Source organism: Georgenia deserti, assembly GCF_042680605.1.
Taxonomy (GTDB): Bacteria; Actinomycetota; Actinomycetes; order Actinomycetales; family Actinomycetaceae; genus Allobogoriella; species Allobogoriella deserti.
This window is the reverse complement of the sequence record NZ_JBHUEE010000014.1, coordinates 38,832-63,590: the sequence shown is the minus strand read 5'-3', so window position 1 is coordinate 63,590 and position 24,759 is coordinate 38,832. Positions and strand designations below refer to the sequence as shown.

Sequence of the window (24,759 nt, the reverse complement as noted above, 5' to 3'; positions counted from 1 at the left end):
CACCCCGCCCAACAGCGGAACGATGACCCGACACACACACCCAGCAAAAACAAAGAAGTGCCGGGACACCGAGTGAACGATGTCCCGACACTTCACACCGTCGGGGTGGCGGGATTTGAACCCACGACCTCTTCGTCCCGAACGAAGCGCGCTACCAAGCTGCGCCACACCCCGGAGCAGCCGGTTCAGGATAGCTGAGAGCGGGCCGTGTCGTGAAACCGGAGGTCGCAGACGAAGACGGTTTGAGACACATCCCACCCCGCAGCCGGGTGCTCGCTATGGACGCCCGACGAGCGTGAGCAGTGTCGCCTCGGGTCGGCAGGCGAAGCGGACGGGTGTGTAGGGGTTGGTGCCGAGCCCGGCGGAGACGTGGAGCCAGGTGGAGCGCTCACCGCCGTCGGCGTCCGGGCGTGGGCCCGGCCACCCGTGCAGCCCCGACGCCCGTCGCCGATCGAGGTCGCAGTTGGTCACCAGGGCGCCGACGCCCGGCAGGCACAGCTGTCCGCCGTGGGTGTGGCCCGCGAGGATGAGATCCGCGCCGTCGTCGTGCATCGCGTCGAGGACGCGCCGGTACGGCGCATGCGTGACTCCCAGGTGCAGGGGTGACCGGCGAGGGCCGGCGGGCGGGAATCGGTCCAGCTCGAGGTGCGGATCGTCCACCCCGACGAACGAGATCTCCCGGCCGTCGACGTCCAGAGTGTCCCGGGCGTTCGTGAGGTCCACCCAGCCGGCGGACCGGAACGCGGCGGCAAGCTCCTCGGCGGGTAGCAGGGTCTCGGACAGCTTCTTCCGCGCCGTAGGGCGGAAGTAGCGTGCGGGATTCTTCGGCTCCGGCGCGTAGTAGTCGTTGGAGCCGAACACGAACCCGCCCGGACGTTCCAGCAACGGCGCATATGCCTCGAGGACCGCGGGGAGTGCCTGCGGATGGGCCATGTTGTCCCCGGTGGTGACCACGAGATCCGGAGCCTCGGCGGCGAGATCACGGACCCAGGCGATCTTGTCCCGCTGAGTCGGCACGAGGTGCAGGTCGGAGACGTGTAGCACGCGTAGGGGCGCCGAGCCGGACGGGAGAATAGGCACCGTGTGGTGGCGCAGGGTGTATCGGGTTGCCTCAACGAGCGCCCACCCGAGGCCACCGACGCCGGCGACGGCCAGCCCGGTGGCGAGGGGCCGGAGGCCGCCGGTACTCAGCGGTTACCTCCGCCGTTGACACCGCCGCGGTTCCCGCCGCCGTTGCCACCTCCGCCACCATTGCCGTTCCCGCCGCCGTTGCCGCCGCCGCCGTTGCCGCCGCCGTTGCCACCACCGCCGCCGTTGCCACCGCCGTCGCCGCCGTTGCCGCCGCCGTCATCAGGCTCCGGCGGCTCGGGCGCGGGGCCAGCGCTGGGCAGCAGGGTGACCTCGGAGTTGGCTGCGACGGTCGAACCGACCGACGGTGAGGTGCCTGCGGCGTAACCGGGTGTGACGTTGGCGTAGATGGGGTCACCCACGGAGACGGAGAAGCCCATGTCCTCCAAGGTGGCCCGCGCCTCGTCCATGCTCTGACCGGCCACTGAGGGGATCGGCACCTGGTCGCCGTAGAGCTCTTCGGTACGCGGCTCGGTGAAGCCCCGCGGATCCACTCCCTGGAGGGCCTCGGCCATGTAATTGCGCCAGGTGGGGGCCGGGATCGCCCCGCCGTAGACGAGCCGGTGGTATTCGCCGTCGATGGTCGAGTCGAACATCGACCGCGTCCCCTCCTGGTGCCCCATCCACACCGCAGCCGCGAGTTGCGGGGTGTACCCGACGAACCAGGCGGCGGAGTCGTCGTTCGCCGTTCCCGTCTTGCCGGCCGCGGGCCGCCCGTCCGGCAGGACGGCCTCCCGGCCGGTCGAGTAGGGCTGGTCGGTGACCACGCCCTGGAGTGCGTGCGTGACGCCGTCGGCGATGTCCTGATCGAGAACCCGCTCGCAGGAGCTGCCGAAGGAGGCGATCTCCTCGCCGGAACGGTCGCTGATGCTCGTCACGGCGCGGGCGTCGCACCGCTCGCCGCGGTTGGCCAGCGTGGCGAAGGCGACCGCCTGGCTGAGCGGGGTGATGGTGTTGGAACCGAGTACCGCTGCCGGGTTCGGAGTCAAGGGGTCCCCGGTTCCGGTCTCGATGCCCATGCGCGCTGCGTTGTCGACGATGTTGCACATGTTCATCTGGTTCGCCATCTGGACGAACGTGAGGTTCACCGACTGCCGGGTGGCCTCCATGACCGACATCATGCCGCCGCCGACACCCTCGAGGTTGTTCGGGGAGTAGTCGTCCGCGTACTGCCCGCACGGGATGTTCCAGGACGCGCGCGGGTAGCTGCGGTTGTCCGAGTCCACCTGGTCCATCAGCGAGTGTCCCTGCTCGAGCCACTCGACCAGGGTGAAGACCTTGAAGGAGGACCCGGACTGGAATCCGCTCCCGCCACCGTGGCTTCGGCCCACGTTCAGGTTGACCGTGGTGGCCTGGGGGTCGTCGTCGGTGGGGTTGCCGTAGTGCGTGTTCTGCACCATGGCCTGGATGTTGCCCGTGCCTGGTTCGACGGAGGACAGGGCCATCTTGATACCTGAGTCGTCGTTGATCGGCACGCTGCCGGTGACGGCCTGCTGGGCGGCGCGCTGCCGCTCGGGGTCCAGGGTGGTGTGGATGACCAGACCGCCGCGGTAGAGCGCCTGGCGGCGGTCGTCCAGCGACTCGCCCCAGTTCTCGTTCTGCAGAAGGTCGTCGACGACGTACTCGCAGAAGTAGGCCGAGATGTCCGCCGCGGCGCATCCGTTGGGAGTCGGGGAGACGTCGAGCATGTCCTCGATCGAGGTGTCGATCGAGTCCTGGTACTGCTCGTCGTCGATGTAGCCCTGGTTATGCATGGCGCGTAGCACCACATCGCGGCGCTCCTGCGCCTGGTCCGGGTTGTTGACAGGGTCGTGCCGGGCGGGGGACTGGGTGATACCGGCGAGCATGGCGGCCTCCGCCGGGTTGAGGTCCGCCGCCGACTTCGAGAAGTAGTACTGTGCGCCGGCCTCGACCCCGTACTGGGACGGGCCGAACTGGGCGATGTTGAGGTAACCCTCGAGGATCTGGTCCTTCGTGTACTCCTGCTCGAGGGTCACGGCGAGCCGGGCCTCCTCGAGCTTGCGCCCGTAGCTCGTCTCGGTGGCCTCGCGGATGAGCTCCTCGTCCCCGGTGAGCCGGCCCTGCTCGATGAGCACGTTCTTCACGTACTGCTGCGTCAGGGTGGAGGCACCTTCCATAGCGCCGCCGGTGATGTTGTTGACGAGCGCGCGCATCATGCCCTCGAGGTCGACGCCGCGGTGGTCGTAGAAGCGTCGGTCCTCGATCGCGACCACGGCGTTGCGGACGTTCTCCGACATCTCGTCCAGCGGGACCACCACGCGGTTGTCGGCGTAGAAGGTCGCCAGCAACGAACCGTCGGCGGCGAGGATCTGGCTCGACTGCGACGGCTCGGGGATCGCCAGCTCACTGGGCAGGTCCTCGAACATGTCGTGCGTCGAGTCGTTGACGGTACCGACGGCGGCCACCGCCGGCAGCGCGAGTCCGGCCGTGAGCACACCGCCCACTCCCGAGACGAGCACGAAGGTCAGCAGCATGATCAGCAGCTGCGCAGGCTTGACAGCGCGACCCGGCGCGGAGGACTGAGACGGCATGTTTCCAGAGTACGCATCCGACCCCCGGGTGGTCCCGGACGTGCGCCGTACCACACGCTGATTCGGCGGTGTCGCCGGGCCGTTCCCGCGCCACGAACGACCAGTTCATGGCGTTTCGGTCACGGCTTGGTCACGTCTGGGTCACGGCCCTTTCCCGGGGCTCGGTGCGACGCCTAGCGTCGCGGAATATGAGACGACGGAGCCGGGAATGGGTCCTGGACCCGGCGAGGAGGTACGAGTGAGCGTCAACGGTGACCAGACGTGGGCGTCCCGTGCCGCATGCGCCGGTGCCGAACCCGACGTCCTATTCGTCCGCGGCGCGGCCCAGCGGAAGGTGCGCGAGTTGTGCTTCTCGTGCCCGGTCCGGATGGAGTGCCTCGCGGATGCGCTGTCCTCGAACGCCGCCTTCGGCGTGTGGGGCGGGTTGACCGAGCGGGAACGCCGTGCGCTGCTGCGGCAGTACCCGCATGTCACGGACTGGACGCAGTGGCTGCAGCAGGAGGACGACGAGATCGTCGCCGAGTTGCACGCCGACCGGCCGCCGCGGGTGATCGCGCACGTGCGGGCTCGCCAGCGCGCCCAGATGGACGAACTGACCGCGTGAGCCGGTGGTCACGGTGGCTCACGCACCTAGGATTGGCGCATGACCACCTGGGAGTACGCCACCATCCCCCTGCTGATCCACAACACCAAGGCGATCCTCGACCAGTGGGGCGAGGACGGCTGGGAGCTCGTCCAGGTCGTGCCGGGACCCGAGGGCTCGAACAATCTCGTCGCCTACCTCAAGCGCCCCAAGGGTGAGCGGTGACGTCCGGGCAGCCTGAGCAGGCCGCGGCCGCGAGCACGCCGAGCACGCGTCTGGCACAGCTCGGCCTCTCGCTCCCGGCGGTAGCGCGTCCGGTCGCCGCGTACGTGCCCGCCCGGCGATCCGGGAACGTCGTGTACACGGCCGGTCAGCTCCCTTTCGTCGACAGCGCACTCACGGTGACCGGGAAGGTCGGGGCCGAGGTCGACCCCGACGTCGCCAAGGATGCGGCCCGGACCTGTGCCCTGAACGCCCTCGCGGCCGCCGCTGCCGAAGCCGGGGGCCTGGACGGCGTCGAGAAGATTCTCAAGGTGACCGGATTCGTCGCCTCGGCCCCGGACTTCACCGGTCAGCCGGCCGTGCTCGACGGCGCCTCCGAGTTGCTCGGCGAGGTGTTCGGTGACGACGCCGGACGGCACGCCCGCAGTGCGGTGGGCGTGGGCGTGCTGCCGCTGGACGCGCCGGTCGAGGTCGAACTCGTCGTCGCGGTCCGGGACTGACCCTCGGTCTGCCGAGCTTGATGGGCTGTGCCGGACCCGCCGACGGCGAGGTCAGCGAGCGCGGCGACGCAGCCGGTCGACCTCGATGAGCAGGACCGCGCGCCCCTCGAGGCGGATCCATCCCCGGGAGACGAACTCGGCGAGCGACTTGTTGACCGTCTCGCGCGAGGCGCCGACGAGCTGAGCCAGCTCCTCCTGGGTGAGGTCGTGGGGGACGTGGATGCCCTGGTCGGTGCTACGGCCGAACCGGTCGGCCAGGTCGAGCAGCGCCTTGGCGACGCGGCCCGGGACGTCGGAGAACACGAGGTCGGCCAACGACTCGTTGGTCCGGCGCAGACGCTGGGCCAGTGCCCGGAGCATGTGCTTGGCCAGCTCCGGACGCGTCTCGAGGAACGACATGAGCGCCGCGTGCTCGAGCGTGAGCATCTTCGTGGGCGCCACGGCGGTGGCTGTTGTCGACCGCGGGCCCGGGTCGAACAGGGTGAGTTCACCCAGCAGCTCACCCGGACCGAGCACGGCGAGGAGGTTCTCGCGGCCGTCCGCCGCCGTGTGCCCGAGCTTCACCTTGCCGTCGACGAGGATGTAGAGCCGGTCTCCCGGGTCTCCTTCGTTGAACAGGGTCTCGCCGCGCCGCAGCGTGGCCTCGCTCATCAACGAACGGAGCTCGCTCTGGTCCTGCTCGTCGAGCGCGTCGAAGAGCGGCACGCTTCCGATGACGTTCTGTTCCACCTCAGGTCCCATCGGTCGATCTCTCACGGCCCTCCCGGGTCGCGACGGCCCCCATCCTGCCATGGCCTGTGACGCCGGGCACACGACATGCGTGTGGGCGGGCGGATCTAGGCTGCCATATATGACCGCGAGACCCGCTGCCGGATCGGCCGCGCCCACCCGCCGAACGCGTCGGCCGCGCTCGAAGAAGGCGGCCAAGGAGCAGGCGCTGGCCGTCGACGAACTCCTCGCCCGTCAGTGGCCGGACGCCCGCTGCGAGCTCGACTTCACGACGCCGTTGGAGCTCCTCGTCGCGACGGTGCTCTCCGCCCAGACCACCGACAAACGTGTCAACCAGGTCACTCCGACGCTGTTCCGGCGCTACCCGGACGCCGCCGCCTATGCCGGCGCGCCACGCGAAGAGCTGGAGGAGGTCCTGCGCCCGCTGGGCTTCTACCGCGCCAAGGCCGCCTCGCTGCAAGGCCTCGGTGCGGCTCTGGTGGCGGATCACGCCGGGGAGGTGCCCGACACGTTGGAGGAACTCGTCAAGCTGCCCGGTGTGGGCCGCAAGACGGCGAACGTCGTCCTGGGCAACGCGTTCGGCATCCCAGGCATCACGGTCGACACGCACGTCGGGCGGCTGGCCCGGCGGCTCGGCTGGAGCCGCGAGAAGGACGCGGTCAAGGTCGAGAAGGACATCGCCGCTCTGCTCCCGCCGCAGGAGTGGACCATGGCCTGTCACCGGCTCATCTTTCACGGACGGCGTGTGTGCCACTCCCGCAAGCCGGCCTGCGGCGCCTGTGTCCTCGCCGAGGTGTGCCCGTCCTTCGGAGAGGGGGAGACGGACCGGGAGAAGGCGGCCGCGTTGGTGACCGTCTAGCATCCCTCACCGTCCGGAGCGGTCTGTATGTGCGGCGGGCAAGCGGGTCGCCGCTCGCGATCCTCACGCGATCGTGGCGAGGTGCTCGAGAAGCAGTGTGGTGACCGCGTCCGGGGCCTCTTCCGGGAGGAAGTGCCCCGCGCCGTCGATCACCTCGTGTCGGAAGGGCCCGGAGACGTAGCGGCCGTCGCGCGCGAACGATCCGGACGACCACACCGGATCGGCCCCGCCACGCACGGTCAGCGTCGGTACCGGCACCGGCGTCGTCATCCGTTCCAGGTAGCGTTGCCCGTCCGGACGCGGGGTCGCGCGCACCAGCCACCGGAAGTGCTCCATCGTCGAATGCGCCGCGAATGGCAGCCCGAGCGCCTCGGCGTAGCGTGCTGCCTCGCCGGTCGCCCCGTCGTTGCCCTGTGCCGACCAGCGGTGCAGGAGCCGGGTCACCAGGTCGCCGCGGCGCAGCGCCTGCTCCGGGAACCACGGCACCTGGAAACGCAGCAACGTGGCCAGGGTCCCGGCCGGGATGCGATGGCGGAGCTGGTGCAGTGGGATCGGATGCGGGTTCGCCAGCACGGCGATGCCGCGGGTCAGGCCGGGCGCCACGTGCGGCATCGACCACGCCACCGTCCCGCCGAAACCGTGTCCCACGACGACCGCCGCGCCGAGTCCGAGGGAACGCACCACTCCCGCCACATCCCGTGCGAACACATCGGTCTCGTGCCGGTCCGGCGGTTTGTCGCTTCCGGCGAACCCCCGCAGGTCCATCGCCGCGACCGGATAGCCGGCATGCGCCAGGGCGGGAATCTGATGCCGCCAGGCCCACCAGAACTGGGGAAAGGCGTGCAGGAGTACCACGAGGGGCCGACCGGGACGCAGCTCACCGGCGGTGACGACGTGGAACTGGGCGCCGTTGGCGGCGACGTCGCGATGCTCCCACGGCCCTGGGATCATCACGCAGTTGGAGTCGGCGACCACGTTTGCGGACGTTACCGGCGCCGTCGAGGGGCGGCGGCCTGCCTCGCCGGTCGGCCCTGCTCGCCGCTCACATGAGGGCGAGCATCCCGAGGTAGGCAGCGGTGCCGCCGACGATGCTGAGCAGCGCGTTGCGCCGCCACAGGTGCAGCCCCGCGGTGACGGCCACGCCCGCCACCTCCGGAAGTCCGTGGGGCCAAGCCGTCACCTCCACCTCCGAGAGCGTGTAGACCACGAGGATCGCCATGACGCCGAGCGGCATGGTCCGCGCGAGGTAGTCGACGACGGCGGACTCGCGCACCGTGGCCAGAGCCACGAACGGCGCCAGCCGCAGCGCATAGGTGACGGCGAAGATCACCGCGAGGGTGAGCAGGATCCGGGAGTCAGGCAACGCGGCGCCTCCGCAGTGTGTAGCGGCCCAGCAGGACGAACAGGAACGCGGTCAGTGCCGCGACGAGCATTCCGCCGGGTACGAACGCGAGGGCGAGTGCGGCGCAGCCCAGTGCGAGCACCAGGGTCCCGACGTCCGGCGCGCTGCGGTAGGCGTCGATGGTGAGCACGACGAACAGGGCAGTCAGCGCGAATCCCAGGCCCTCGACGTCGAGGCCGACCCCGGCGCCGAGCAGCGCACCGAGCGTCGAGCCGGTGAGCCAGTAGAGGTGGCAGAGGATCTGGGTCGCGAGCACCTGTGGCCCGGTCAGCTGTGCGTGGGGCCGGGTGGCGAGCAGCGCGTAGGCCTCGTCCGTCAGGGCGTGCACGCCGTAGAGCCGCCCGATCGGCGACCGGACCTTCAGCAGGGGGAAGCTCAGGCCGTAGAAGACGTGCCGGAAGTTGACGAAGAACGTCGTCGCCGCGACCTGCGCCAGGCCCACGCCGCCGGTGACCAGGCTGATGGCGAGGAACTCCATGGACCCGGCGTAGATGACGACCGAGAAGATCGGCGCCCACCACCACTCGAGCCCGGACGTGACGAGGAGGATCCCGAAGGCAGCACCGAGCGGAACGTATCCCATCCCGACGCCGGCGCTGTCCCGCAGTGCGGTGACGACCTCGTCCCGGGTACGGACGGGTCCAGCTGGCATGCCGACCAGCGTAAGTCAGCGCCCACCGTCCAGCCCAGGACTGGTGCGAGGACGGTCTCAGCCGGCCTTCATGCCCTGGGTGATCTGCTCCATCACGGACGAGTCGGCGAGCGTCGTCACGTCACCGGCCTCGCGGCCCTCGGCGACGTCCTTGAGCAGGCGCCGCATGATCTTCCCGGAGCGGGTCTTCGGCAGCTCGGAGACCACGAGGATGGACCGCGGCTTGGCGATCGGGCCGATCTCCTTGGCGACGTGGTTGCGCAGCGCCGCGACGGCCTCCTCACCGGCCGCGTCCTCGCCCGCGGCGGCGCGCAGGATGACGAACGCGACGACCGCCTGACCGGTGGTGTCGTCCTTCGCGCCGACGACGGCGGCTTCCGCGACGGAAGGGTGCGAGACCAGCGCGGACTCGACCTCCGTCGTCGAGAGGCGGTGTCCGGAGACGTTCATGACATCGTCCACGCGGCCGAGAAGCCAGATGTCACCGTCCTCGTCCTTCTTCGCGCCGTCGCCGGCGAAGTACATGCCCTCGAACCGCGACCAGTACGTCTCCTTGTACCGCTCCAGGTCGCCCCAGATCCCGCGGAGCATCGACGGCCACGGCTCGGTGAGCACCAGGTAGCCTCCGTGCCCGTTCGGGACGGACTCGCCGGCGTCGTTGAGGACGTCGACGGATGCTCCCGGCAGCGGCACCTGGGCCGAGCCCGGCTTCGCGGCCGTGACCCCGGGCAGCGGCGAGATCATGATCGCGCCCGTCTCGGTCTGCCACCAGGTGTCCACGATCGGGGTCTTCCCGCCGCCGATGGTGTTGCGGTACCAGATCCATGCCTCGGGATTGATCGGCTCCCCGACACTGCCGAGCAGCCGCAGCGAGGACAGGTCATGGCGACCCGGGTACTCGTCACCCCACTTCATCGCGGCCCGGATCGCCGTCGGCGCGGTGTACAGAAGGGAGACCCGGTACTTCTCGACGATGGCCCACCAGCGGTCCTTGTCCGGAGTGTCCGGGGTGCCCTCGTAGAGTACCTGGGTGGCGCCGTTCAGCATCGGGCCGTAGACGATGTAGCTGTGGCCGGTGACCCATCCGACGTCGGCCGTGCACCAGTACACGTCGGTCTCCGGCTTGTGGTCGAAGACGTAGCGGAAGGTGTAGGCGGTCTGAGTGAGGTAGCCGCCGGTGGTGTGCAGGATGCCCTTGGGCTTCCCGGTGGTGCCGGAGGTGTAGAGGATGTAGAGCGGATGCTCGGCCTCCACCTCCACCGGCGTGTGCTCGGGCGAGGCCGCCTCGAGGGCTTCGGCCCACCTGACGTCGCGGCCCTCGGTCCAGTCCACGTCTTGGCCGGTGCGCTCGACCACGAGGACATGACGCACATCGGTGCCCTTGGCCAGGGCCTCGTCCACGGCCGGCTTGAGTGAGCTCGGCTTGCCGCGGCGGTATCCGCCGTCGGCGGTGATCACCACGCGCGCGTCCGCGTCGATGATGCGGCTGTGCAGCGCCTCGGCGGAGAACCCGCCGAAGACCACCGAGTGAGGGGCACCGAGGCGCGCGCAGGCGAGCATCGCGATGATCGTCTCGGGGATCATCGGCATGTAGATCGCCACCCGGTCGCCGGTGGCGACGCCAAGGTCGGCCAGAGCGTTCGCGGCGCGGGAGACCTGTTCCTTGAGGTCGGCGTAGGTCAAGGTGCGGGTGTCGCCCGGCTCGCCCTCGAAGTGGATGGCCACCCGGTCGCCGTGGCCGGCCTCGACGTGCCGGTCGACGGCGTTGTACGCGGCATTGAGCCGCCCGTCGCCGAACCAGCGCGCCACCGGCGCGCCGGAGAAGTCCAGCCCCTCGGTGAACTCGGTGGACCAGGACACCAGACTGCGGGCCTGCTCGGCCCAGAAGGCCCCGCGGTCCGCCGCGGCCACCTGGTACAGCTCGGCCGTGGCGTTGGCCTGGGCGGCGAACTCCTCGCTGGGCGGGAACGTCCGCGTCTCGTGCAGAAGGTTCTCGAGGTCGGCCTCGGGGGCGTCGTTCTGGGACATCTACGTCCTCCTCTGACGAGGGTGGTGGTGGGCGGCGGCGGTCAGCCGGGGCCCGCAGCAACTTGTCGAGAGCAACATATCGAAGATGCCACGGCGTGCAGCGCGGGCCGAGTGCTGCTCACGCCGAGCGCTTGCGGCGTTCGTACGCCTCCCGGCGACGCTGCTCGGCGCGGCCGTGGCGGCGGGCGCCGGCAGCGACGACGCCCACCAGGAGCAACGTCAGGCCGTACAGCGCCAGCCGGCCGCTCGGGCCGTCCTCCTGCACGTGATGCGCCACGTTGCCGCCGAAGGCGTTCCAGTCCTCCAGCCACGTGAGGACCGGGTCGAGGGACGTCGCGGTCTGCGCGGGGACGGCGATGAAGGCGGCGCCGGCGAGGAGGACCACGACACCCATGACGGTCGCTCCCAGAGCGGACCATCGTGCCGCGAGCAGCACGACGGCGACCACCACCAGACCGGCAGCCAGTTCGATGACCGCGGCGACCGAGATCTCACCGGTCGCCCACGGGCTGTCCTCACCCAGGGTCAGTCGTGCTCCGGCGTCGGCGACCAGATACCAGGCCACCGGTGCGAGCAGGACGGAGATGATCAGGCTCCACCAGTGCGCGGGTGCACGGGAACGCGGCTTGGCCTGGGTGGCGCCGGCGAGCACAGCGTCCGACGAATCGGCGGTGCTCTCGCGGTCCTCGCCACTCCAGCGGCGCCGCAGCTCCTCGTCCGAGCCGGACAAGGGTTCGGTGCGGGCCGGAGATTCGGCCGGCACCGGCGATCGGGACGAGGTCGCCACGCCCGGCGCCGTTTCGGACGAGGTCGACCCGGTCGCGGACGCTCGCGGGGAGGCGGGCGTGGCGGTGCCTGCGGTCGCGGGCTCGGCGGCGGGTCGCGACGGCGTCGCCGCGTCCTGCGGCGGCTCGGTCTCGGCCCGGTGCAGACCGAGGAAGCCCTGCCGCCGGTCGGCCGTGGACGTGGGGTCGTCCTCGTCCGTGCCGGTGGCCACCGTGTCGTGGCCGGTGCCGGATTCGTCGGGCTCGGTGAGCCAACCGGGACGGCGTCGCGCGGGCGCAGCGTCCGGGGACCCGCCGCGCGTGCTCGCCTCGGCGGGCCCCTCGTCGGGCGCGTCGTGGCGGTGGGGATCGGGACTCGTCACGGGTCCTCCTCGGTCGGATGGGCGTCGTCCACGCTACTCAGGACCCCGCTCGGGACCTCGCCGGACGCGCCGAATCCACAGCAAGTGGTCGATCTGACGCCTCATCCACAGCCCGCTCGCCGGCCCTTGGGAGCGGCCTGGTGTGTTCGCCATCCTCGAGACCGACCGCAGCTCGACGAGACGAGGCCACCGTGACGACATCCGCGAGGACTCCCATGCTGCTGGCACCCGAGCAAGGCCCGCCGTCAGCGGGCCGAGGGGCGCCGGCGGTGGTGCGTACCGACGACGAGGACATGGTCCAGCAGGTGAGCCGGCTGGCCGACCTGGCCGGCGTCGAACTCAGACGCGTCCACGGCGGCCTGCCGCTGCCTCCAGCGGCGGTGCTACTCGACGACGAGGGCGGGGTGCTGGCCGTCCGGGTAGATCCGGAGCGCGCCGCCGCGGCCGAGACGCCGATCCCGGGGCGGCTACGGATTCCCGGGCAGGAGTCGCATCTGCTCGATGTGCTGGTCACCGCCGCGACTGCGCACCGCGCGCGTGTGGTCGGGGTGCTCGCGGCGCACGGCGGTGCCGGGGCCTCGTCGCTGGCGGCGGTCCTGGCTCGGGCGTGCGTCTCCGCCGGCGGCGCGACCGCACTGGTGGACCTGGACCCGGCCGGCGGCGGGCTTGACGTGCTGCTGGGGCTCGAGTTCGACCCCGGACGCCGGTGGGCGGACGTGCGGGAGGAGCGCGGCGCGTTCGTGCCGGAACGGCTCGCCCTGGCGCTGCCGACGTGGAACCTGGTCCGGGTCCTTTCCGGAGATCGCCGAGGTGGCGCCGACGTGGACGACCTCGCGGTGCGCTCGGCCGTCCGGGCGCTCGGGCAGGGGCATGATGTCGTCGTCCTCGACCTGCCTCGACAGGTGCTGGCCCCGGGCGCCGCCCGAGAGGTGTGGCTCGGCCGGTGTGACGACGTCGTCCTGCTCAGTTGCGGCGGCGTCCGTGCCGGTGCCGCCGCGATGGCCGCCGCGCCGCTCGCAGCCGCGGGCTGCACGGTGCATCTGGTGGTCCGGGCGGCGCGTGCCGAGGCGGAGGAGGTCGCCACCTCGGCCGGGCTACCGCTTGCGGCAGCCATGGGCGTCGAGCGCAAACTCGCGGCCGATATCGAGCACGGCCTGCGCCCAGGGGACCGGCGCCGGGGCCCGCTGATGACGGCGGCGCGCTCCCTGGTCGGCAGGTTGGAGCTGGTGCCATGACGGCCGAACCGGTCAGCCGGGTGCGGCGCGCGCTCGTGCGTGGCGAGCCACTGGCGGGCGCCGTGTCCGGAGCGGATCACGTCGCGGCCGGGGAACTACTGCACCTCGACAGCGCGGTGCGCGCCGAGATCCGTGGCGCGGGGCCCCTGCAGGGTCTGCTCGATGACCCGGCGGTCACCGATGTGCTCGTCAACGGCGGCGAGGGCGGCGTCTGGGTCGACCGCGGCACCGGGTTGGAGCCGTGCCACATCGAGGGACTCGACGCCGCGGCCGTGCGCGGCCTGGCCACGCGGCTGGCCGCGGCGAGCGGTCAGCGCCTCGACGACGCCAGCCCGGTGGTCGACGGCACATTGCCGGACGGCACGCGCCTGCATGCCGTGCTCCCGCCGCTGTCCGCGACGGGCACGCTCATCTCCCTGCGCGCGCACCGCCCGCGAGCGTTCACCGTGGAGGAACTGGTCGCCGGTGGCACGGTGCCGCGGCCGCTCGCGCCCGTGCTGCGCGCCATGATCGACCGGCGGGCCAACGTCCTCGTCTCGGGCGCCACCGGCTCGGGTAAGACCACCCTGTTGGCAGCGCTGCTCTCGCTGGTGCCGCCCACCGAACGGATCGTGTGCATCGAGGAGTCGGCCGAGCTGCAGCCCGCGCATCCGCACGTGGTCCACCTGCAGGTCCGGCGCGCCAACGTCCAGCAGGTCGGCGGCGTGCCGCTGGCCGACCTCGTGCGCGCCGCCATGCGAATGCGGCCCGACCGGCTGGTGCTGGGAGAGTGTCGCGGCGCCGAGGTCCGTGACGTGCTCGGTGCGTTGAACACCGGCCACGAGGGCGGCTGGGCCACCGTCCACGCGAATACGGTCACGGACGTCCCGGCCCGGCTCGTCGCGCTCGGCTCCTTGGCCGGGCTCACCGAGGCCACCATGACGGCGCAGGCCGTCAGCGCGCTCGATGCCGTGGTGCATCTGCGTCGCGGTCGCGACGGGCTGCGTCGCCTGGACGAGATCGGCGTCCTGGTCCGCGACGGCGGGCAGTTGCGCTGTGACCAGGCGGTGGTCGCCGACGCCACCGGCCCGGTCCCTGGCCCGGCATGGGACCGTCTCGCCGCCCGCCTGGAGGTGGACCTCGCACATGCCCATGCCCCGGCCACCGCCAGCGGCCGCCGCCGCGGCCGGCACGCCGGCACATGAGTACCGCCGCCGTCGCGGTGGCCGTGGGTCTCGCCGTCCTGCTGCTGCTCACCCCGCGCCGGACCGGCGGCTCGCCGGCCGGGCCAGGCCCCCGCCGCCGGCCGACGTGGCGACGACGACCGCGCCGCGCCACGACCGACCTCGATCTCGGCGTGGTCGCGACCGAGGTCGCCACGCGGCTGCGGGCCGGTGCTCCGGTGGACCAGGCCTGGCGGGAGACACTGGCCCGGACGGGCGTCCCCAGTTCCGGCGGGACGCCGAGGGCCACCGAGCACGGCGTACCCCTGGACCTGCTCGAGCTGGCGGCACGCCCGGTCCGCACCGGCCGCCTCCGACGGCGGAGTGCCCCTGGCCTCGGTCCCGCGACAGCCGGGGCGATCCCGTCCACCGTGGCGGCGTGCCGGCTCACCCACGAGCTGGGCGCGCCGTTGGCGGACGTGCTGCAACGGTGCGCCGACGGCCTCACCGAGGCGGGCAACGCCCAGGCGGCGCGTGCGGTGGCGCTCGCCGGCCCGCGCGCCACCGCACGCCTGCTGGGCTGGCTGCCTGCCCTTGGCCTCGTCCTCGGGCTGGCGGTCGGCGCCGATCCGCTGACCGTCCTGCTCGACGGCGGTGCCGGAACCGTCTGCCTCGTCCTCGGGATCGCCCTGGCCGTTGCCGGACGCCGCTGGGTCGCCTCGTTGGAGCGCACGGCCAGGGCGGCCGGCTCCGTCGGGGGAGCGGATGCGTCGGTCGCCAGAGGTCGGAGACGTGGTACGGAACCCGATCACTCATGACGCCCGCGGTCGTCCTGGTTCTCGGTGTGGTGGCCGTCCTGCCGTGGCTCCTGACGCGGCGGGGACCGCTCCCGCCGCGCCGTCCTGCACCGGCGACGACGTCGGTCGGCGGCGTCGATGTCGCCGTTCTTCTCGATCTCGCCGATGCGGCGCTCTCGGCCGGGTCCTCGGTCCCCGGCACACTCACCGCACTGGGGCGGGCCGTCGACCCGGCACAGGGCGCGGGCACCACCGGAACGACCCTCGCCGAGGCAGGACGGAGCCTGCTGCTCGGAGCGCCCTGGGCCGAGGCCTGGGACGACGCGCCGCCTTCTCTGCACCCGCTGCGGGACGCGCTGGAGCCGGCCTGGGTGGACGGCGCGGCGCCCGGGCCGCTGCTGCGCCAGGCGGCGGCCGGCCTCCGCGCCGCGCGCACCCGGCAGGCCCAGGAGGCCGCGGCACGGCTCGGGGTCCGGCTCGTGCTCCCGCTCGGCCTGTGCTACCTCCCGGCGTTCGTGCTCGTCGGCGTGGTGCCTGTGGTGCTCGGTGCCGGTTGGCTCGTCCTCGGCAGCTGACGCCGCATGCACACCGGGCGGGGCTTGCGCCGCCGCGTCCACAACGTCACCACCGGCGCCTGCGGCGGTGGGCGGTCGACCCGCAGGCTCGGTGTCGACCGGCATCCACGCCGGTCGGCGTCCCGGGCGCCGGACCCGGGGAGAAAGGAGAGAACCGATGACCGTACGACGTCGGGCCGGCCGGGTGCGCGCTTCCCTCACCCGCCGCGTCCGAGCACTGCGAGCGACCGGGGACGGTGGGATGGCGACCGCGGAGTACGCGCTGGTCATGGTCGCGGCCGCCGCCTTGGCCGGCATCTTGCTGCTGGTGATCCGAAGCCCCTTCGTCCAGGAACTCCTGGAGGCGTTGTTCCGCCGGGCACTCGGAGGCGGGTGATGACCGGGGAAACCGGCCCGCCGGCGGGCGGACAGCACCGCCGGCCGGCGGGCCACCGGCCGGCCGGCCCCGCGACCGCGTCACCCTGGGCGATGCCCCGCCGGTGGACCGGGCCGCGGGACCGGGGAGGCGCCACCGCCGAGTTCGCCGTCGTGCTGCCCGCGGTGGCCATGATGCTGGTCGTCGTCCTGGTCGCGGGTGCCGCTGTGCTCACTCAGGTACGGGTCGCCGACGCCGCGCGTGCCGGTGCGCGGGCGGCTGCGCTGGGCGAGAGCGAGAGCGAGATCGCCGCACTCGCGCACCGCATCGCCGGCCCGGACGCGCAGATCGACCTCCGGATGGACGGCGACCTGCTGCTGGTCGAGGTCTCCCGCCGGGTACCCGGGCCGTTGCAGCTGGCCGACCTGGAGGCGAGTGCGCAGGCGCGAGCGATGCCGGAACCGGGCGAGGCATGACGGGCGCCGACGCTCGGAGGAAGCGGACAGGCCGGCACCGTGCGCGCACCGGGAAGGACCGTGGATCCGCCACCGTGCTCGCCGTCGGCCTCCTCGCCGTCCTCGCGGTTCTCGCCCTCGCCGCGGCCGGACTCGGCCGCGCGGTCCACGCGCGTGGTACGGCACAGGCGGCGGCCGACCTCGGCGCGGTCGCCGCCGCCACGGCACTGCACGCCCCGACGGCGGAGGTGGACCCGTGCACGGTGGCGGAGCGGGTGGTCAGCGCTAACGGCGCCAGGCTCACGGCGTGCTGGATCGCCGGGCGGGACGTCGAGGTCGCCACCACGGTGGTGCTGATCGGCGCCGTCTGGCCGGTCGAGGGCCGGTCCTTGAACGCCCGAGCGCAGGCCCGCGCCGGTCCCGAGCGTGAGGCTGCCTGGGGCAGCCCCGGGCGGCTCGGGGTGGGGTCCGGCGCGCACGGCCGGCGCGCGCGTCACGCGGGCGCGGACCGCAGGAGGAGGGACAGCACCGTGATCGCGCCGGCCTTGTCGAGCGGTGAGTTCCCGTTCCCGCACTTGGGGGACTGCACGCAGGCGGGGCATCCGTCGGCGCAACCGCACGAGACGATGGCGTCCCGCGTCGCCCGGACCCACTCCAGGGCGGCGCGGTAGCCACGCTCGGCGAATCCCGCGCCGCCGGGATAGCCGTCGTGCACGAACACCGTCGGCACCCCGGTCTGCGGATGGAGTGCGGTCGACAGGCCGCCGATGTCCCACCGGTCGCACGTGGCCAGCAGCGGCAGCAGACCGATCGAGGCGTGCTCCGCGGCGTGCAACGCACCGGGCAGGGCGTCCTTGCCCACGCCTGCCTCGGCGCAGGCCTCGGCCGAGAGCGTCCACCACACCGCCGTCGTCGGCAGCACCCGCTCCGGCATGTCGAGCGGGTAGGAGCCGACGATCTCCAGGCCGGGCAGGCGGCGCCTGTCGTACCCGGTCACCCGGCTGGTCACCTCGACGTCCCCGAAGCGCCAGGTCACCTCGGCGGGTTCACCCTCGCGTCCCGAACCCCACGTCTGCTCGCGGCGGACGGACAGGATCCGTACCGAGGACTCGGACCTGGCCTTGGTGCGGTACGCCAGGTCGGTCTCCTCGTGCACCAGGGCGACGTCGTCCTCGAGATCCTCGACGACGAAGGTCCGGCCCTGGTGCAGGTAGACGGCGCCCGGATGGACGGTGGCGTCTGCCCGCGCACCGTCGACGGTGCCGAGGACCGCCCCGGTGCCCGACTCGACGATCTGCACCGGCGGTTCGCCGCCCCCGCGCAGGTCGGTCAGGTCTTGCGGCCGCTCGGGCCGGGCGATGTTCCAGAACCAGCCGCGCGGGCGCCGTCGCAACAGGCCGCGCCGTTCCAGCTCCGCCGGCAGCGCCTCGTCGGGGAGGCCGAACAGCGGCAGGTCGGCGTCGCTCAGGGGCAGCTCGGCGGCTGCCGCACACAGGTGGGGGGCGAGCACGTACGGATTCGTCGGGTCGAACGTCGTCGCCTCGACCCCGAAGATGGTCTCCGGGTGGTGCACGACGAAGGCGTCCAGCGGGTCCTCGCTCGCCACGAGCACCGCGACGCCGTCGGTGCCCGCCCGTCCTGCCCGGCCGGCCTGCTGCCACATCGACACCCGGGTGCCGGGCCAGCCCGCCATCACCACGGCGTCCAGGCCGGACACGTCCACCCCGAGTTCGAGTGCATTGGTGGTGGCCAGCGCCAGCAGTTCGCCGGTGCGCAGGTCCTCCTCCAGGGCGCGCCGCTCCTCGGGCAGGTACCCGCCGCGGTAGGCCGCCACCCGGCCGGCCAGCTCGCCGTCGACCTCGCGTAGATGACGGCGCGTCTGCTCGGCGACCACCTCGGTCCCGTAGCGCGAACGGACGAACGCGAGCGAACGTGCGCCTGCCGTGACGAGGTCCGCCAACAGGTCCGCGGTCTCCGCGGTCGCGCTCCGCCGGGGCCCGTCGACCTCGCCCGTGAACGGCTCGTCCTGTTCCGCTCGTGCGGGCAGATCGACGCCTTCGGCGGGCCACCCCTCGGTCAGAGCCGGCTGCCACAGCGCGATGGTCCGCCTGCCCGCCGGTGCGGTGTCCTCGGTGACGGCCGTGATCTCCTCCGGTGCCACCCCCACGAGCCGCGCGGCTGTCAGCGCCGGCTCCGCCGTCGTCGCCGAGGCGGCCACCACCGTGGGGTCGGCGCCGTAGGAGCGTGCCAGCCGGAGCAGCCGGCGCAGCACCAGGGCGACGTGCGCCCCGAGGACGCCCCGGTACGCATGACATTCGTCGACGACGACGTACCGCAGCCCCTTGAGCAACCGCTGCCATCGGCGGTGGGCCGGCAGCAGGGAGAAGTGCAGGAAGTCCGGGTTGGAGAGCACGACGTCGGCGTGGTCACGGATCCAGTCCCGCTCGGTCAGCGCGGTGTCCCCGTCACAGGTGGCCACGCGCACGTCGCGCACCTGTGCCGCGGCCAGCAGACGCTCCAGCCCGGCGAGCTGATCGGCGGCCAGCGCCTTGGTAGGGGAGAGGTACAGCGTGCTCGGGCGCCGTCGATGACCGGCGATCCCTGTCGCGGCGGCACGTTCGCGGTGGTCGGACCGTACCGCCGTGACCGCCGGCAGCCAGGCGGCGAGTGACTTGCCCGATCCGGTGCCTGTGGCCAGGACCGTGTGCCGCCCGGCGTGCACGGCGTCGGCGGCGAGGACCTGGTGCTGCCACGGCTGTGCGACGCCCAGCCGCCGATAGCCCTCGACCAGGTCCGGGTCGGCCCACTGCGGCCAGTCAGCGGTTCTGCCGGCGCGGCCCTCGATGACCTCGAGGTGCACCAGTCGGCCGTCTCGGGCGCCGGTGGCGCGCAGCAGGTCGACGGGATCGGCAGCGGGCACCCGACCAGTGTGCGCCACGACGCCGCCGCCCGGGGGACACCGGCCCGCCGCAGGCAGCGGACCGCTCATGGCCGCAGAACGACCGCTCATGGGACTGAGAGCCAGATTGTCGACACGAATGTCGTGAAACCTCTGGTGCCAGGTAGGCTCACCCGCGAACTACAGCGCCGCGACGCCGTCGTCGCAGGTGGAGCGTTGCCGAGGAGGGTGGATGCTGGAACTGGGGACCACGAGCCTGACGATCGTGAGCGTCATCGCGGTGATCGCGATCGTCGCACTGGTCGTCGCCGTGCTGCTACGACGTCAGGTCCTGGCGGCGGATGCCGGATCACCGAAGATGCAGGAGATCGCCGGCGCCATCGAGGAAGGGGCGCAGGCCTACCTGCGGCGGCAGTTCCGCACGCTCGGCGTCTTCGCCGTCGTCGTCTTCGCGCTGCTCTTCCTCCTTCCCGCCGACCTCTCGGTGCGTATCGGCCGCGCGGTCGCCTTTCTCTTCGGTGCCGGCTTCTCCGCGGCGATCGGCTACCTGGGCATGTCCCTGGCCGTGCGGGCCAACGTCCGCGTCGCCGCCGCGTCCGAGAAGCCCGGGGGGCGCGCGTTCGGTGCCCGCATCGCGTTCCGCTCCGGCGGGGTGGTCGGCATGTGCGTGGTCGGGCTCGGCCTGCTCGGTGCCGCCGGCGTGGTGCTCGTCTTCCGCGGTGACGCCCCGGCCGTCCTCGAGGGCTTCGGCTTCGGCGCCGCGCTGCTGGCGATGTTCATGCGTGTCGGCGGCGGCATCTTCACCAAGGCCGCGGACGTCGGCGCCGACCTCGTCGGCAAGGTCGAGCAGGGCATCCCCGAGGACGACCCCCGCAACGCCGCCACCATCGCCGACAACGTCGGGGACAACGTCGGGGACTGCGCCGGCATGGCCGCCGACCTGTTCGAGTCCTACGCCGTCGTCCTCGTCGCCTCCCTCATCCTCGGCACGACGGCACTGGGCGAGCAGGGCCTCGTCCTCCCGCTCCTCATGACGGCCATCGGGGCCGTCGTGGCCGGCCTCGGCGTGGTCATCACCCGGGTGCGGGGCAGCGAATCCGGACTCACCGCGATCAACCGCGGCTTCTACATCTCCGCCGTCGCCGGGGTCGTGCTCGCCGCAGTGGTGGCGGTGACCTACCTGCCCTCGAGCTTCGCCGACATCGAGGGCGTCAGCGCCGACCTTGCCGATCACACCGGCAACCCGCAGCTCATCGTCGTCGCGGCGGTCGTGGTCGGTGTGGCGCTCGCCGGCGTCATCCTCTGGCTGACGGGCTACTTCACCGGCACCGAGTCGTTCCCCACCCGGAACGTCGCCGCCACCTCCCGCACCGGCGCGGCCACCGTCGTCCTGTCTGGCATCGGTGTCGGGTTCTCCTCGGCCGTCTACACCGCCGGGATCATCGCTGCCGCCATCTGCGGTGTCTTCCTCATCGCGGGCGGGAGCGTCTGGCTCGCGCTGTTCCTGGTGGCCCTGGCCGGCTGCGGCCTGCTGACCACGGTCGGCGTCATCGTCGCGATGGACACGTTCGGCCCCATCAGCGACAACGCGCAGGGCGTCGCCGAGATGTCCGGTGAGGTCGGCGAGGAGGGGGCGAAGGTGCTCACCGACCTCGACGCCGTCGGCAACACCACCAAGGCCGTCACCAAGGGTATCGCCATCGCGACGGCGGTGCTGGCGGCCACGGCGCTGTTCGGCTCGTACGCGGACGCCGTCAGCTCTGCCCTCGAGGAGGTCGGCGCCGCCGGAGCCCAGGCCGCCGACGACGTCGTCGCTGCCATGGTGGCGTACGACATCATCTCCCCGATCACCCTGGTCGGCGTGATCCTCGGCGGTGCCACGGTGTTCCTGTTCTCGGGTCTCGCCATCGACGCCGTCACCCGGGCCGCCGGCGCGATCGTCTTCGAGGTCCGCCGCCAGTTCCGTGAGATGCCCGGGATCATGACCGGCAAGGATCGGCCGGACTACGCGCGCGTGGTCGACATCTGCACGAAGGACTCCCTCCGCGAACTCGCCACTCCGGGCCTGCTGGCCGCGTTCGCGCCCATCGCCGTGGGGTTCGGCCTCGGTGTCGGACCACTGGCCGGCTTCCTGGCGGGCACCATCGGGGCGGGCGTCCTCATGGCGGTCTTCCTCGCCAACTCCGGTGGCGCCTGGGACAACGCGAAGAAGATCGTCGAGGACGGTCACTACGGTGGGAAGGGCTCGGAGGCGCACGAGGCCACCGTCATCGGTGACACGGTGGGCGACCCCTTCAAGGACACCGCCGGTCCTGCGATCAACCCCTTGATCAAGGTGATGAACCTCGTCTCGCTGCTCATCGCGCCCGCGGTGATCCAGCTCAGCGTGCCCGAGGACGTCAACCACGGCATCCGCATCGCCATCGCGCTGGTCGCCGCCGGGATCGCCGGCTTCGCCGTGCTGACCGCGCGGCGTCGCGGTGGGCGGGTCGACATCGACGGCGGTGCGGACGAGAGGGAGTCGCTCGCGAGCGAGTCAGCCTGAGCCTGCCTGAATCGGGGCGGCTCGCCGAGGCGGTGCGCCCGTCCCTCACGCGGCCGGACGGCGCAGGTCTGCGGGGAGACGGTCCGCGCCGCGGACCTCGGCCAGCAGTCGCGGGTCGATGGGCTCGCCGCGGCGCAGCACGCTGATGGCTCCGGTGGGCTCGAGCACCACGGCCGCGACCTCACCGGGATGCCGGACCCCACTGATCCGCAGGCGTGAGCGTAGCTCGGCCTCGGTGATGTGGGCCCGTTCGAGGTGACCGGTGAGGACCTCGGTGCCGGCCATGAGCAGCAGCGGCGGGTTGCACAGCACGCGCTCGACCCAGTCGAACCGACGCAGCACGCCGATCAGCCCTTCGAGGGCGACGAGGGTCAGCAGCGCGATCAGGCCGCCGGCGAGGGTGGGACTGTGGCCCATCGCGGCCCGGCCGAGGATCGCACCGAGCACGATGACGACGGCGACGTCGAGCGTGGACAGCGTGGCCAGGACACGCTGGCCCAGCAGCCGGGTGAGGGCCACGAACGCCGCGTACAGGACGCATGTGGACAGGACGACCGCGAAGGCGTGAGGCGGCGTGATGCCGACGAGATCCCACAGGTTCATGGCGGCAGGATGCCACCGTCGCAGGTCACGGCATCGGCAGCCGGTGCCCCGTGAGACGAGAACGAGGTTGCCGGACCCGGTGGATGACTCACCGGATCCGGCAACCTCGTCGCCTCGGGCCGGAGCGGACTACCGGCGTCGGCGGAAGCGTGACATCCGCTGCCCGCCGGAGGTCCCGGAGCCGCGCGAGCCGGAGCTGCCGGAGCCGAGGCTGCCGCCGTTGCTCTCGGTGACCTCGGAGATGGCCTCCTCGAAGCGCTCGTCGAAGCGCTCGTCGAACTGCTTCTCCACGTGCTGTTCGACGTGTTGCTCCACGTGCGGCTGCATGCGGTCCTGGAGCTCGCGCTGCAGCTCTTCGCGGCGCTGCCGCCGTTGTGCGCGGAGCAGGACGGAGTGCTCGGCGCTGAACGCGCGGTAGGTCGCGATACACATACCGACCATCACCACGGAGACCGGGATCGCCGTGAGGATGGCGGCGTCGCGCAAGGCCGTCAGGCCCCCGCCGCCTGCGAGCAGCAGCGTGATCGCCACCGCGCCTTCGAGCAGGGCCCACATCGCGCGGCTCCAGCGCGGCGGGTCCGGGTCACCGCCGGAGGAGATCATGTCGACGACGAGCGAGCCCGAGTCGGAGGAGGTGACGAAGAAGATCGCCACCAGCAGGGTCGCCACGACGGCCAGGATGATCGAGACGACGTCCGAGGAGTGGACGACGTCGATGTAGTTGAACAGCACCTCTTCCGGCTGCTCACCGACGGTCGGCAGGTAGTCGGGGTCCCACAGACCGCCGATGCCGTCCTCCCACGCGCGGCGGATGGCGCCGCCGCCCATGACGGTGAACCACACGAAGGTGATGGCGGTGGGAACGAGCAGCACGCCGCCGATGAACTCCCGGACGGTGCGGCCCTTGGAGATGCGGGCGATGAAGACGCCGACGAAGGGCGCCCAGGAGATCCACCAGCCCCAGTAGAAGACGGTCCAGAAGCGCTGCCAGGACAGGCCGGCCTCGCCGGTGTAAGTGGAGGTGTTGAACGTCAGGCCGACGGCGTCCTGCAGGTAGGCCCCGATCGACTGGACGAGGTCACGGAAGAGGTAGAGCGTCGGGCCGAGCAGCAGCAGCGCGACGAGGAACACGCCGGCCATGCCGAGGTTCGCGTTGGACAACCACTTGATGCCCTTGTCGACGCCGGTGAGGACCGAGGTCAGGGCGATGAGCGAGATGATCGTGATGAGAATGACCAGGACGGTGTTCTCGGCCCGGCCCTCGGCGTTGATCTGGCTGTCGGGGATGAGCCCCAGATACGTCAGGCCGGCGGAGATCTGCTGGACGCCGAGGCCGAGCGATGTCGCGACGCCGAACAGGGTGCCGATGACGGCGATGACGTCGATCGTGTCGCCCATCCAGCCCTTGACACGGTCGCCGAGCAGCGGTTCGAGCGCCCAGCGGATCGAGACCGGCCGCCCGCGGCGGTGGATGGCGTAGGCGAGGGCGAGACCGATGACAGCGTAGATCGCCCACGCGTGGAAGCCCCAGTGCAGGAACGTCTGGTTCATCGCCGCCTCGGCGCGGACGCCGGCGGAGGCGTCGGCGGAGAGCGGCGGCTTGGGGTTGGTGAAGTACTCCAGAGGCTCGGCCGCGCCCCAGAAGACCAGACCGATGCCCATGCCGGCGGCGAAGAGCATGGCGAACCAGGACAACAGCGAGAAGTCCGGCGAGTCCTCGTCCTTGCCGAGCTTGATGTCACCGAACCGGCTCAGACCCATCCACAGCGAGAAGATGATGAAGCCGGCGACGACGATGACGAACCAGGGCCCGAGGGCGGCCACGACGTCGTACATGGCGGTGTCCAGCGCCGCCGCCGTGCGGTCCGGCCAGAAGAAGGCGACGAGCACCGCCGCGACGATGATGATGGCCGCGGGCCAGAAGATCCGGGGCGCCGCAATGAGGCGGGATCGTCGCTCGCCGGGCGGCGGCGAGGCCGCCTCGGCCGTTCTCTGCGATTGTTCGCTCATCGAATCTCCTCGGTCGGGGTCTTCCGGCCGCGCCGTCACGGCACGGTTCGGGGCGAGCCGCCGTGCAGCCGCCGGGAAAAGTCCGCCCCAGACCGTAACGAGGGCCGGTTCCGTCCGGCCAGCCCCTCGCTCGCCGTCGCAGGAACGTCGCAGCGTGTCACGAGGCGACCTTGCGGTGCCCTGAAGCGGAAAGCCGGTGGCACGTCGCTTTCCTGTTTTGCCTGGAAATTACACCAACATGTGAGATTGTTCGCTGAATTGCTCCCGCGCGGCGGCGCACCGGACGCGGCCGCCACCGTACTCGCGGCTGCGGGCGCGGCGGGCTCCGCGTGCGCGCGGCG

The 24,759-nt window shown here is 72.0% G+C and carries 22 protein-coding genes, 1 tRNA gene and 1 pseudogene; 12 read left to right on the top strand and 12 right to left on the bottom strand.

The window, feature by feature from the left end; genetic code table 11:
* Positions 1-100: 100 nt before the first annotated feature.
* The 3 genes from ACFSE6_RS18615 to ACFSE6_RS18605 form a co-directional block, all read right to left on the bottom strand.
* Positions 101-174, bottom strand: a tRNA-Pro gene (locus ACFSE6_RS18615).
* 102 nt (positions 175-276) lie between these two features.
* Positions 277-1,191 carry a metallophosphoesterase gene (locus ACFSE6_RS18610; RefSeq protein ID WP_388010989.1) on the bottom strand — a complete coding sequence of 305 codons (915 nt, stop codon included), beginning with the start codon at positions 1,189-1,191 and terminating at the stop codon, positions 277-279.
* Positions 1,188-3,680, bottom strand: a complete 2,493-nt coding sequence (locus ACFSE6_RS18605) for a transglycosylase domain-containing protein (RefSeq protein WP_388010983.1) — start codon at positions 3,678-3,680, stop codon at positions 1,188-1,190. Before ACFSE6_RS18605 ends, ACFSE6_RS18610 begins: the two co-directional genes overlap by 4 nt.
* A gap of 238 nt (positions 3,681-3,918) precedes the next feature.
* Here ACFSE6_RS18605 and ACFSE6_RS18600 point away from each other — a divergent pair, with 238 nt between their 5' ends.
* The 3 genes from ACFSE6_RS18600 to ACFSE6_RS18590 are packed head-to-tail and all read left to right on the top strand — an operon-like array spanning position 3,919 to position 4,985.
* Positions 3,919-4,284 carry a WhiB family transcriptional regulator gene (locus ACFSE6_RS18600; RefSeq protein WP_388010980.1) on the top strand — a complete coding sequence of 122 codons (366 nt, stop codon included), beginning with the start codon at positions 3,919-3,921 and terminating at the stop codon, positions 4,282-4,284.
* Between the two features lie 39 nt (positions 4,285-4,323).
* Positions 4,324-4,488 (top strand): DUF4177 domain-containing protein, encoded by a 165-nt coding sequence (locus tag ACFSE6_RS18595; RefSeq protein WP_388010977.1) that lies wholly within the window; start codon positions 4,324-4,326, stop codon positions 4,486-4,488.
* Entirely contained in the window at positions 4,485-4,985 is a 501-nt protein-coding gene (locus ACFSE6_RS18590; RefSeq protein ID WP_388010974.1) for a RidA family protein, read from the top strand. Before ACFSE6_RS18595 ends, ACFSE6_RS18590 begins: the two co-directional genes overlap by 4 nt.
* 51 nt (positions 4,986-5,036) lie before the next feature.
* Here the strand turns inward: ACFSE6_RS18590 and ACFSE6_RS18585 are convergent, their stop codons facing one another.
* The gene (locus tag ACFSE6_RS18585; protein WP_388010971.1) at positions 5,037-5,726 is read right to left on the bottom strand and encodes a Crp/Fnr family transcriptional regulator; all 690 of its coding nucleotides are present in this window, start codon (positions 5,724-5,726) and stop codon (positions 5,037-5,039) included.
* 109 nt (positions 5,727-5,835) lie between these two features.
* Here ACFSE6_RS18585 and nth point away from each other — a divergent pair, with 109 nt between their 5' ends.
* Complete coding sequence (gene nth, locus ACFSE6_RS18580; RefSeq protein WP_388010968.1) at positions 5,836-6,573, top strand: endonuclease III; 738 nt, start codon at positions 5,836-5,838, stop codon at positions 6,571-6,573.
* Positions 6,574-6,636: 63 nt separating this feature from the next.
* Here nth and ACFSE6_RS18575 read toward each other — a convergent pair whose 3' ends face one another.
* From ACFSE6_RS18575 to ACFSE6_RS18555, 5 genes are all read right to left on the bottom strand, one after another.
* Positions 6,637-7,548 carry an alpha/beta fold hydrolase gene (locus ACFSE6_RS18575; protein ID WP_388010965.1) on the bottom strand — a complete coding sequence of 304 codons (912 nt, stop codon included), beginning with the start codon at positions 7,546-7,548 and terminating at the stop codon, positions 6,637-6,639.
* Positions 7,549-7,615: 67 nt separating this feature from the next.
* The gene (locus ACFSE6_RS18570; RefSeq protein ID WP_388010962.1) at positions 7,616-7,936 is read right to left on the bottom strand and encodes a branched-chain amino acid transporter permease; all 321 of its coding nucleotides are present in this window, start codon (positions 7,934-7,936) and stop codon (positions 7,616-7,618) included.
* On the bottom strand, positions 7,929-8,627 hold the full coding sequence (locus ACFSE6_RS18565) for an AzlC family ABC transporter permease (protein WP_388010959.1): 699 nt from the start codon (positions 8,625-8,627) through the stop codon (positions 7,929-7,931). Before ACFSE6_RS18565 ends, ACFSE6_RS18570 begins: the two co-directional genes overlap by 8 nt.
* Positions 8,628-8,684: 57 nt before the next feature.
* Positions 8,685-10,655 carry an acetate--CoA ligase gene (gene acs, locus ACFSE6_RS18560; RefSeq protein WP_388010956.1) on the bottom strand — a complete coding sequence of 657 codons (1,971 nt, stop codon included), beginning with the start codon at positions 10,653-10,655 and terminating at the stop codon, positions 8,685-8,687.
* 118 nt (positions 10,656-10,773) lie between these two features.
* Positions 10,774-11,802: a hypothetical protein gene (locus tag ACFSE6_RS18555; RefSeq protein ID WP_388010953.1), complete on the bottom strand. Its 1,029-nt coding sequence runs from the start codon at positions 11,800-11,802 to the stop codon at positions 10,774-10,776.
* Between the two features lie 215 nt (positions 11,803-12,017).
* Here ACFSE6_RS18555 and ssd point away from each other — a divergent pair, with 215 nt between their 5' ends.
* The 7 genes and pseudogenes from ssd to ACFSE6_RS18520 form a co-directional block, all read left to right on the top strand.
* Positions 12,018-13,037 (top strand): septum site-determining protein Ssd, encoded by a 1,020-nt coding sequence (gene ssd / locus ACFSE6_RS18550; RefSeq protein ID WP_388010950.1) that lies wholly within the window; start codon positions 12,018-12,020, stop codon positions 13,035-13,037.
* Positions 13,034-14,221: a TadA family conjugal transfer-associated ATPase gene (locus tag ACFSE6_RS18545; RefSeq protein ID WP_388010947.1), complete on the top strand. Its 1,188-nt coding sequence runs from the start codon at positions 13,034-13,036 to the stop codon at positions 14,219-14,221. Before ssd ends, ACFSE6_RS18545 begins: the two co-directional genes overlap by 4 nt.
* Entirely contained in the window at positions 14,218-14,997 is a 780-nt protein-coding gene (locus ACFSE6_RS18540; protein ID WP_388010944.1) for a hypothetical protein, read from the top strand. Before ACFSE6_RS18545 ends, ACFSE6_RS18540 begins: the two co-directional genes overlap by 4 nt.
* Entirely contained in the window at positions 14,994-15,551 is a 558-nt protein-coding gene (locus ACFSE6_RS18535; RefSeq protein ID WP_388010941.1) for a secretion system protein, read from the top strand. The genes ACFSE6_RS18540 and ACFSE6_RS18535 overlap by 4 nt, the downstream gene beginning before the upstream one ends.
* 157 nt (positions 15,552-15,708) lie before the next feature.
* Complete coding sequence (locus ACFSE6_RS18530; protein WP_388010938.1) at positions 15,709-15,927, top strand: DUF4244 domain-containing protein; 219 nt, start codon at positions 15,709-15,711, stop codon at positions 15,925-15,927.
* Positions 15,927-16,382 carry a TadE family type IV pilus minor pilin gene (locus ACFSE6_RS18525; protein WP_388010935.1) on the top strand — a complete coding sequence of 152 codons (456 nt, stop codon included), beginning with the start codon at positions 15,927-15,929 and terminating at the stop codon, positions 16,380-16,382. The genes ACFSE6_RS18530 and ACFSE6_RS18525 overlap by 1 nt, the downstream gene beginning before the upstream one ends.
* A pseudogene (locus tag ACFSE6_RS18520) lies at positions 16,379-16,771 on the top strand (Rv3654c family TadE-like protein); the annotation flags it as partial. The gene ACFSE6_RS18525 and the pseudogene ACFSE6_RS18520, both read left to right, overlap by 4 nt.
* 83 nt (positions 16,772-16,854) lie before the next feature.
* Here the strand turns inward: ACFSE6_RS18520 and ACFSE6_RS18515 are convergent.
* On the bottom strand, positions 16,855-19,281 hold the full coding sequence (locus ACFSE6_RS18515; protein WP_388010932.1) for a DEAD/DEAH box helicase: 2,427 nt from the start codon (positions 19,279-19,281) through the stop codon (positions 16,855-16,857).
* 211 nt (positions 19,282-19,492) lie between these two features.
* On the opposite strand from ACFSE6_RS18515, the gene ACFSE6_RS18510 reads away from it, so the two are divergent.
* Positions 19,493-21,805: a sodium-translocating pyrophosphatase gene (locus ACFSE6_RS18510; RefSeq protein WP_388010929.1), complete on the top strand. Its 2,313-nt coding sequence runs from the start codon at positions 19,493-19,495 to the stop codon at positions 21,803-21,805.
* Positions 21,806-21,850: 45 nt separating this feature from the next.
* Here the strand turns inward: ACFSE6_RS18510 and ACFSE6_RS18505 are convergent, their stop codons facing one another.
* Entirely contained in the window at positions 21,851-22,408 is a 558-nt protein-coding gene (locus tag ACFSE6_RS18505; RefSeq protein ID WP_388010926.1) for a DUF421 domain-containing protein, read from the bottom strand.
* Positions 22,409-22,537: 129 nt separating this feature from the next.
* Positions 22,538-24,418 (bottom strand): BCCT family transporter, encoded by a 1,881-nt coding sequence (locus tag ACFSE6_RS18500; protein ID WP_388010923.1) that lies wholly within the window; start codon positions 24,416-24,418, stop codon positions 22,538-22,540.
* Between the last annotated feature and the right edge of the window lie 341 nt (positions 24,419-24,759).

Excerpts from the sequence above, each read along its gene's own strand:
- ACFSE6_RS18605 (WP_388010983.1), bottom strand. The coding sequence starts at position 3,680 with ATGCCGTCTCAGTCCTCCGCGCCGGGTCGCGCTGTCAAGCCTGCGCAG.
- ACFSE6_RS18595 (WP_388010977.1), top strand. The coding sequence starts at position 4,324 with ATGACCACCTGGGAGTACGCCACCATCCCCCTGCTGATCCACAACACC.
- ACFSE6_RS18585 (WP_388010971.1), bottom strand. The coding sequence starts at position 5,726 with ATGGGACCTGAGGTGGAACAGAACGTCATCGGAAGCGTGCCGCTCTTC.
- nth (WP_388010968.1), top strand. The coding sequence starts at position 5,836 with ATGACCGCGAGACCCGCTGCCGGATCGGCCGCGCCCACCCGCCGAACG.
- ACFSE6_RS18565 (WP_388010959.1), bottom strand. The coding sequence starts at position 8,627 with ATGCCAGCTGGACCCGTCCGTACCCGGGACGAGGTCGTCACCGCACTG.
- acs (WP_388010956.1), bottom strand. The coding sequence starts at position 10,655 with ATGTCCCAGAACGACGCCCCCGAGGCCGACCTCGAGAACCTTCTGCAC.
- ssd (WP_388010950.1), top strand. The coding sequence starts at position 12,018 with ATGCTGCTGGCACCCGAGCAAGGCCCGCCGTCAGCGGGCCGAGGGGCG.
- ACFSE6_RS18545 (WP_388010947.1), top strand. The coding sequence starts at position 13,034 with ATGACGGCCGAACCGGTCAGCCGGGTGCGGCGCGCGCTCGTGCGTGGC.
- ACFSE6_RS18540 (WP_388010944.1), top strand. The coding sequence starts at position 14,218 with ATGAGTACCGCCGCCGTCGCGGTGGCCGTGGGTCTCGCCGTCCTGCTG.
- ACFSE6_RS18535 (WP_388010941.1), top strand. The coding sequence starts at position 14,994 with ATGACGCCCGCGGTCGTCCTGGTTCTCGGTGTGGTGGCCGTCCTGCCG.
- ACFSE6_RS18530 (WP_388010938.1), top strand. The coding sequence starts at position 15,709 with ATGACCGTACGACGTCGGGCCGGCCGGGTGCGCGCTTCCCTCACCCGC.
- ACFSE6_RS18525 (WP_388010935.1), top strand. The coding sequence starts at position 15,927 with ATGACCGGGGAAACCGGCCCGCCGGCGGGCGGACAGCACCGCCGGCCG.
- ACFSE6_RS18510 (WP_388010929.1), top strand. The coding sequence starts at position 19,493 with ATGCTGGAACTGGGGACCACGAGCCTGACGATCGTGAGCGTCATCGCG.
- ACFSE6_RS18505 (WP_388010926.1), bottom strand. The coding sequence starts at position 22,408 with ATGAACCTGTGGGATCTCGTCGGCATCACGCCGCCTCACGCCTTCGCG.
- ACFSE6_RS18500 (WP_388010923.1), bottom strand. The coding sequence starts at position 24,418 with ATGAGCGAACAATCGCAGAGAACGGCCGAGGCGGCCTCGCCGCCGCCC.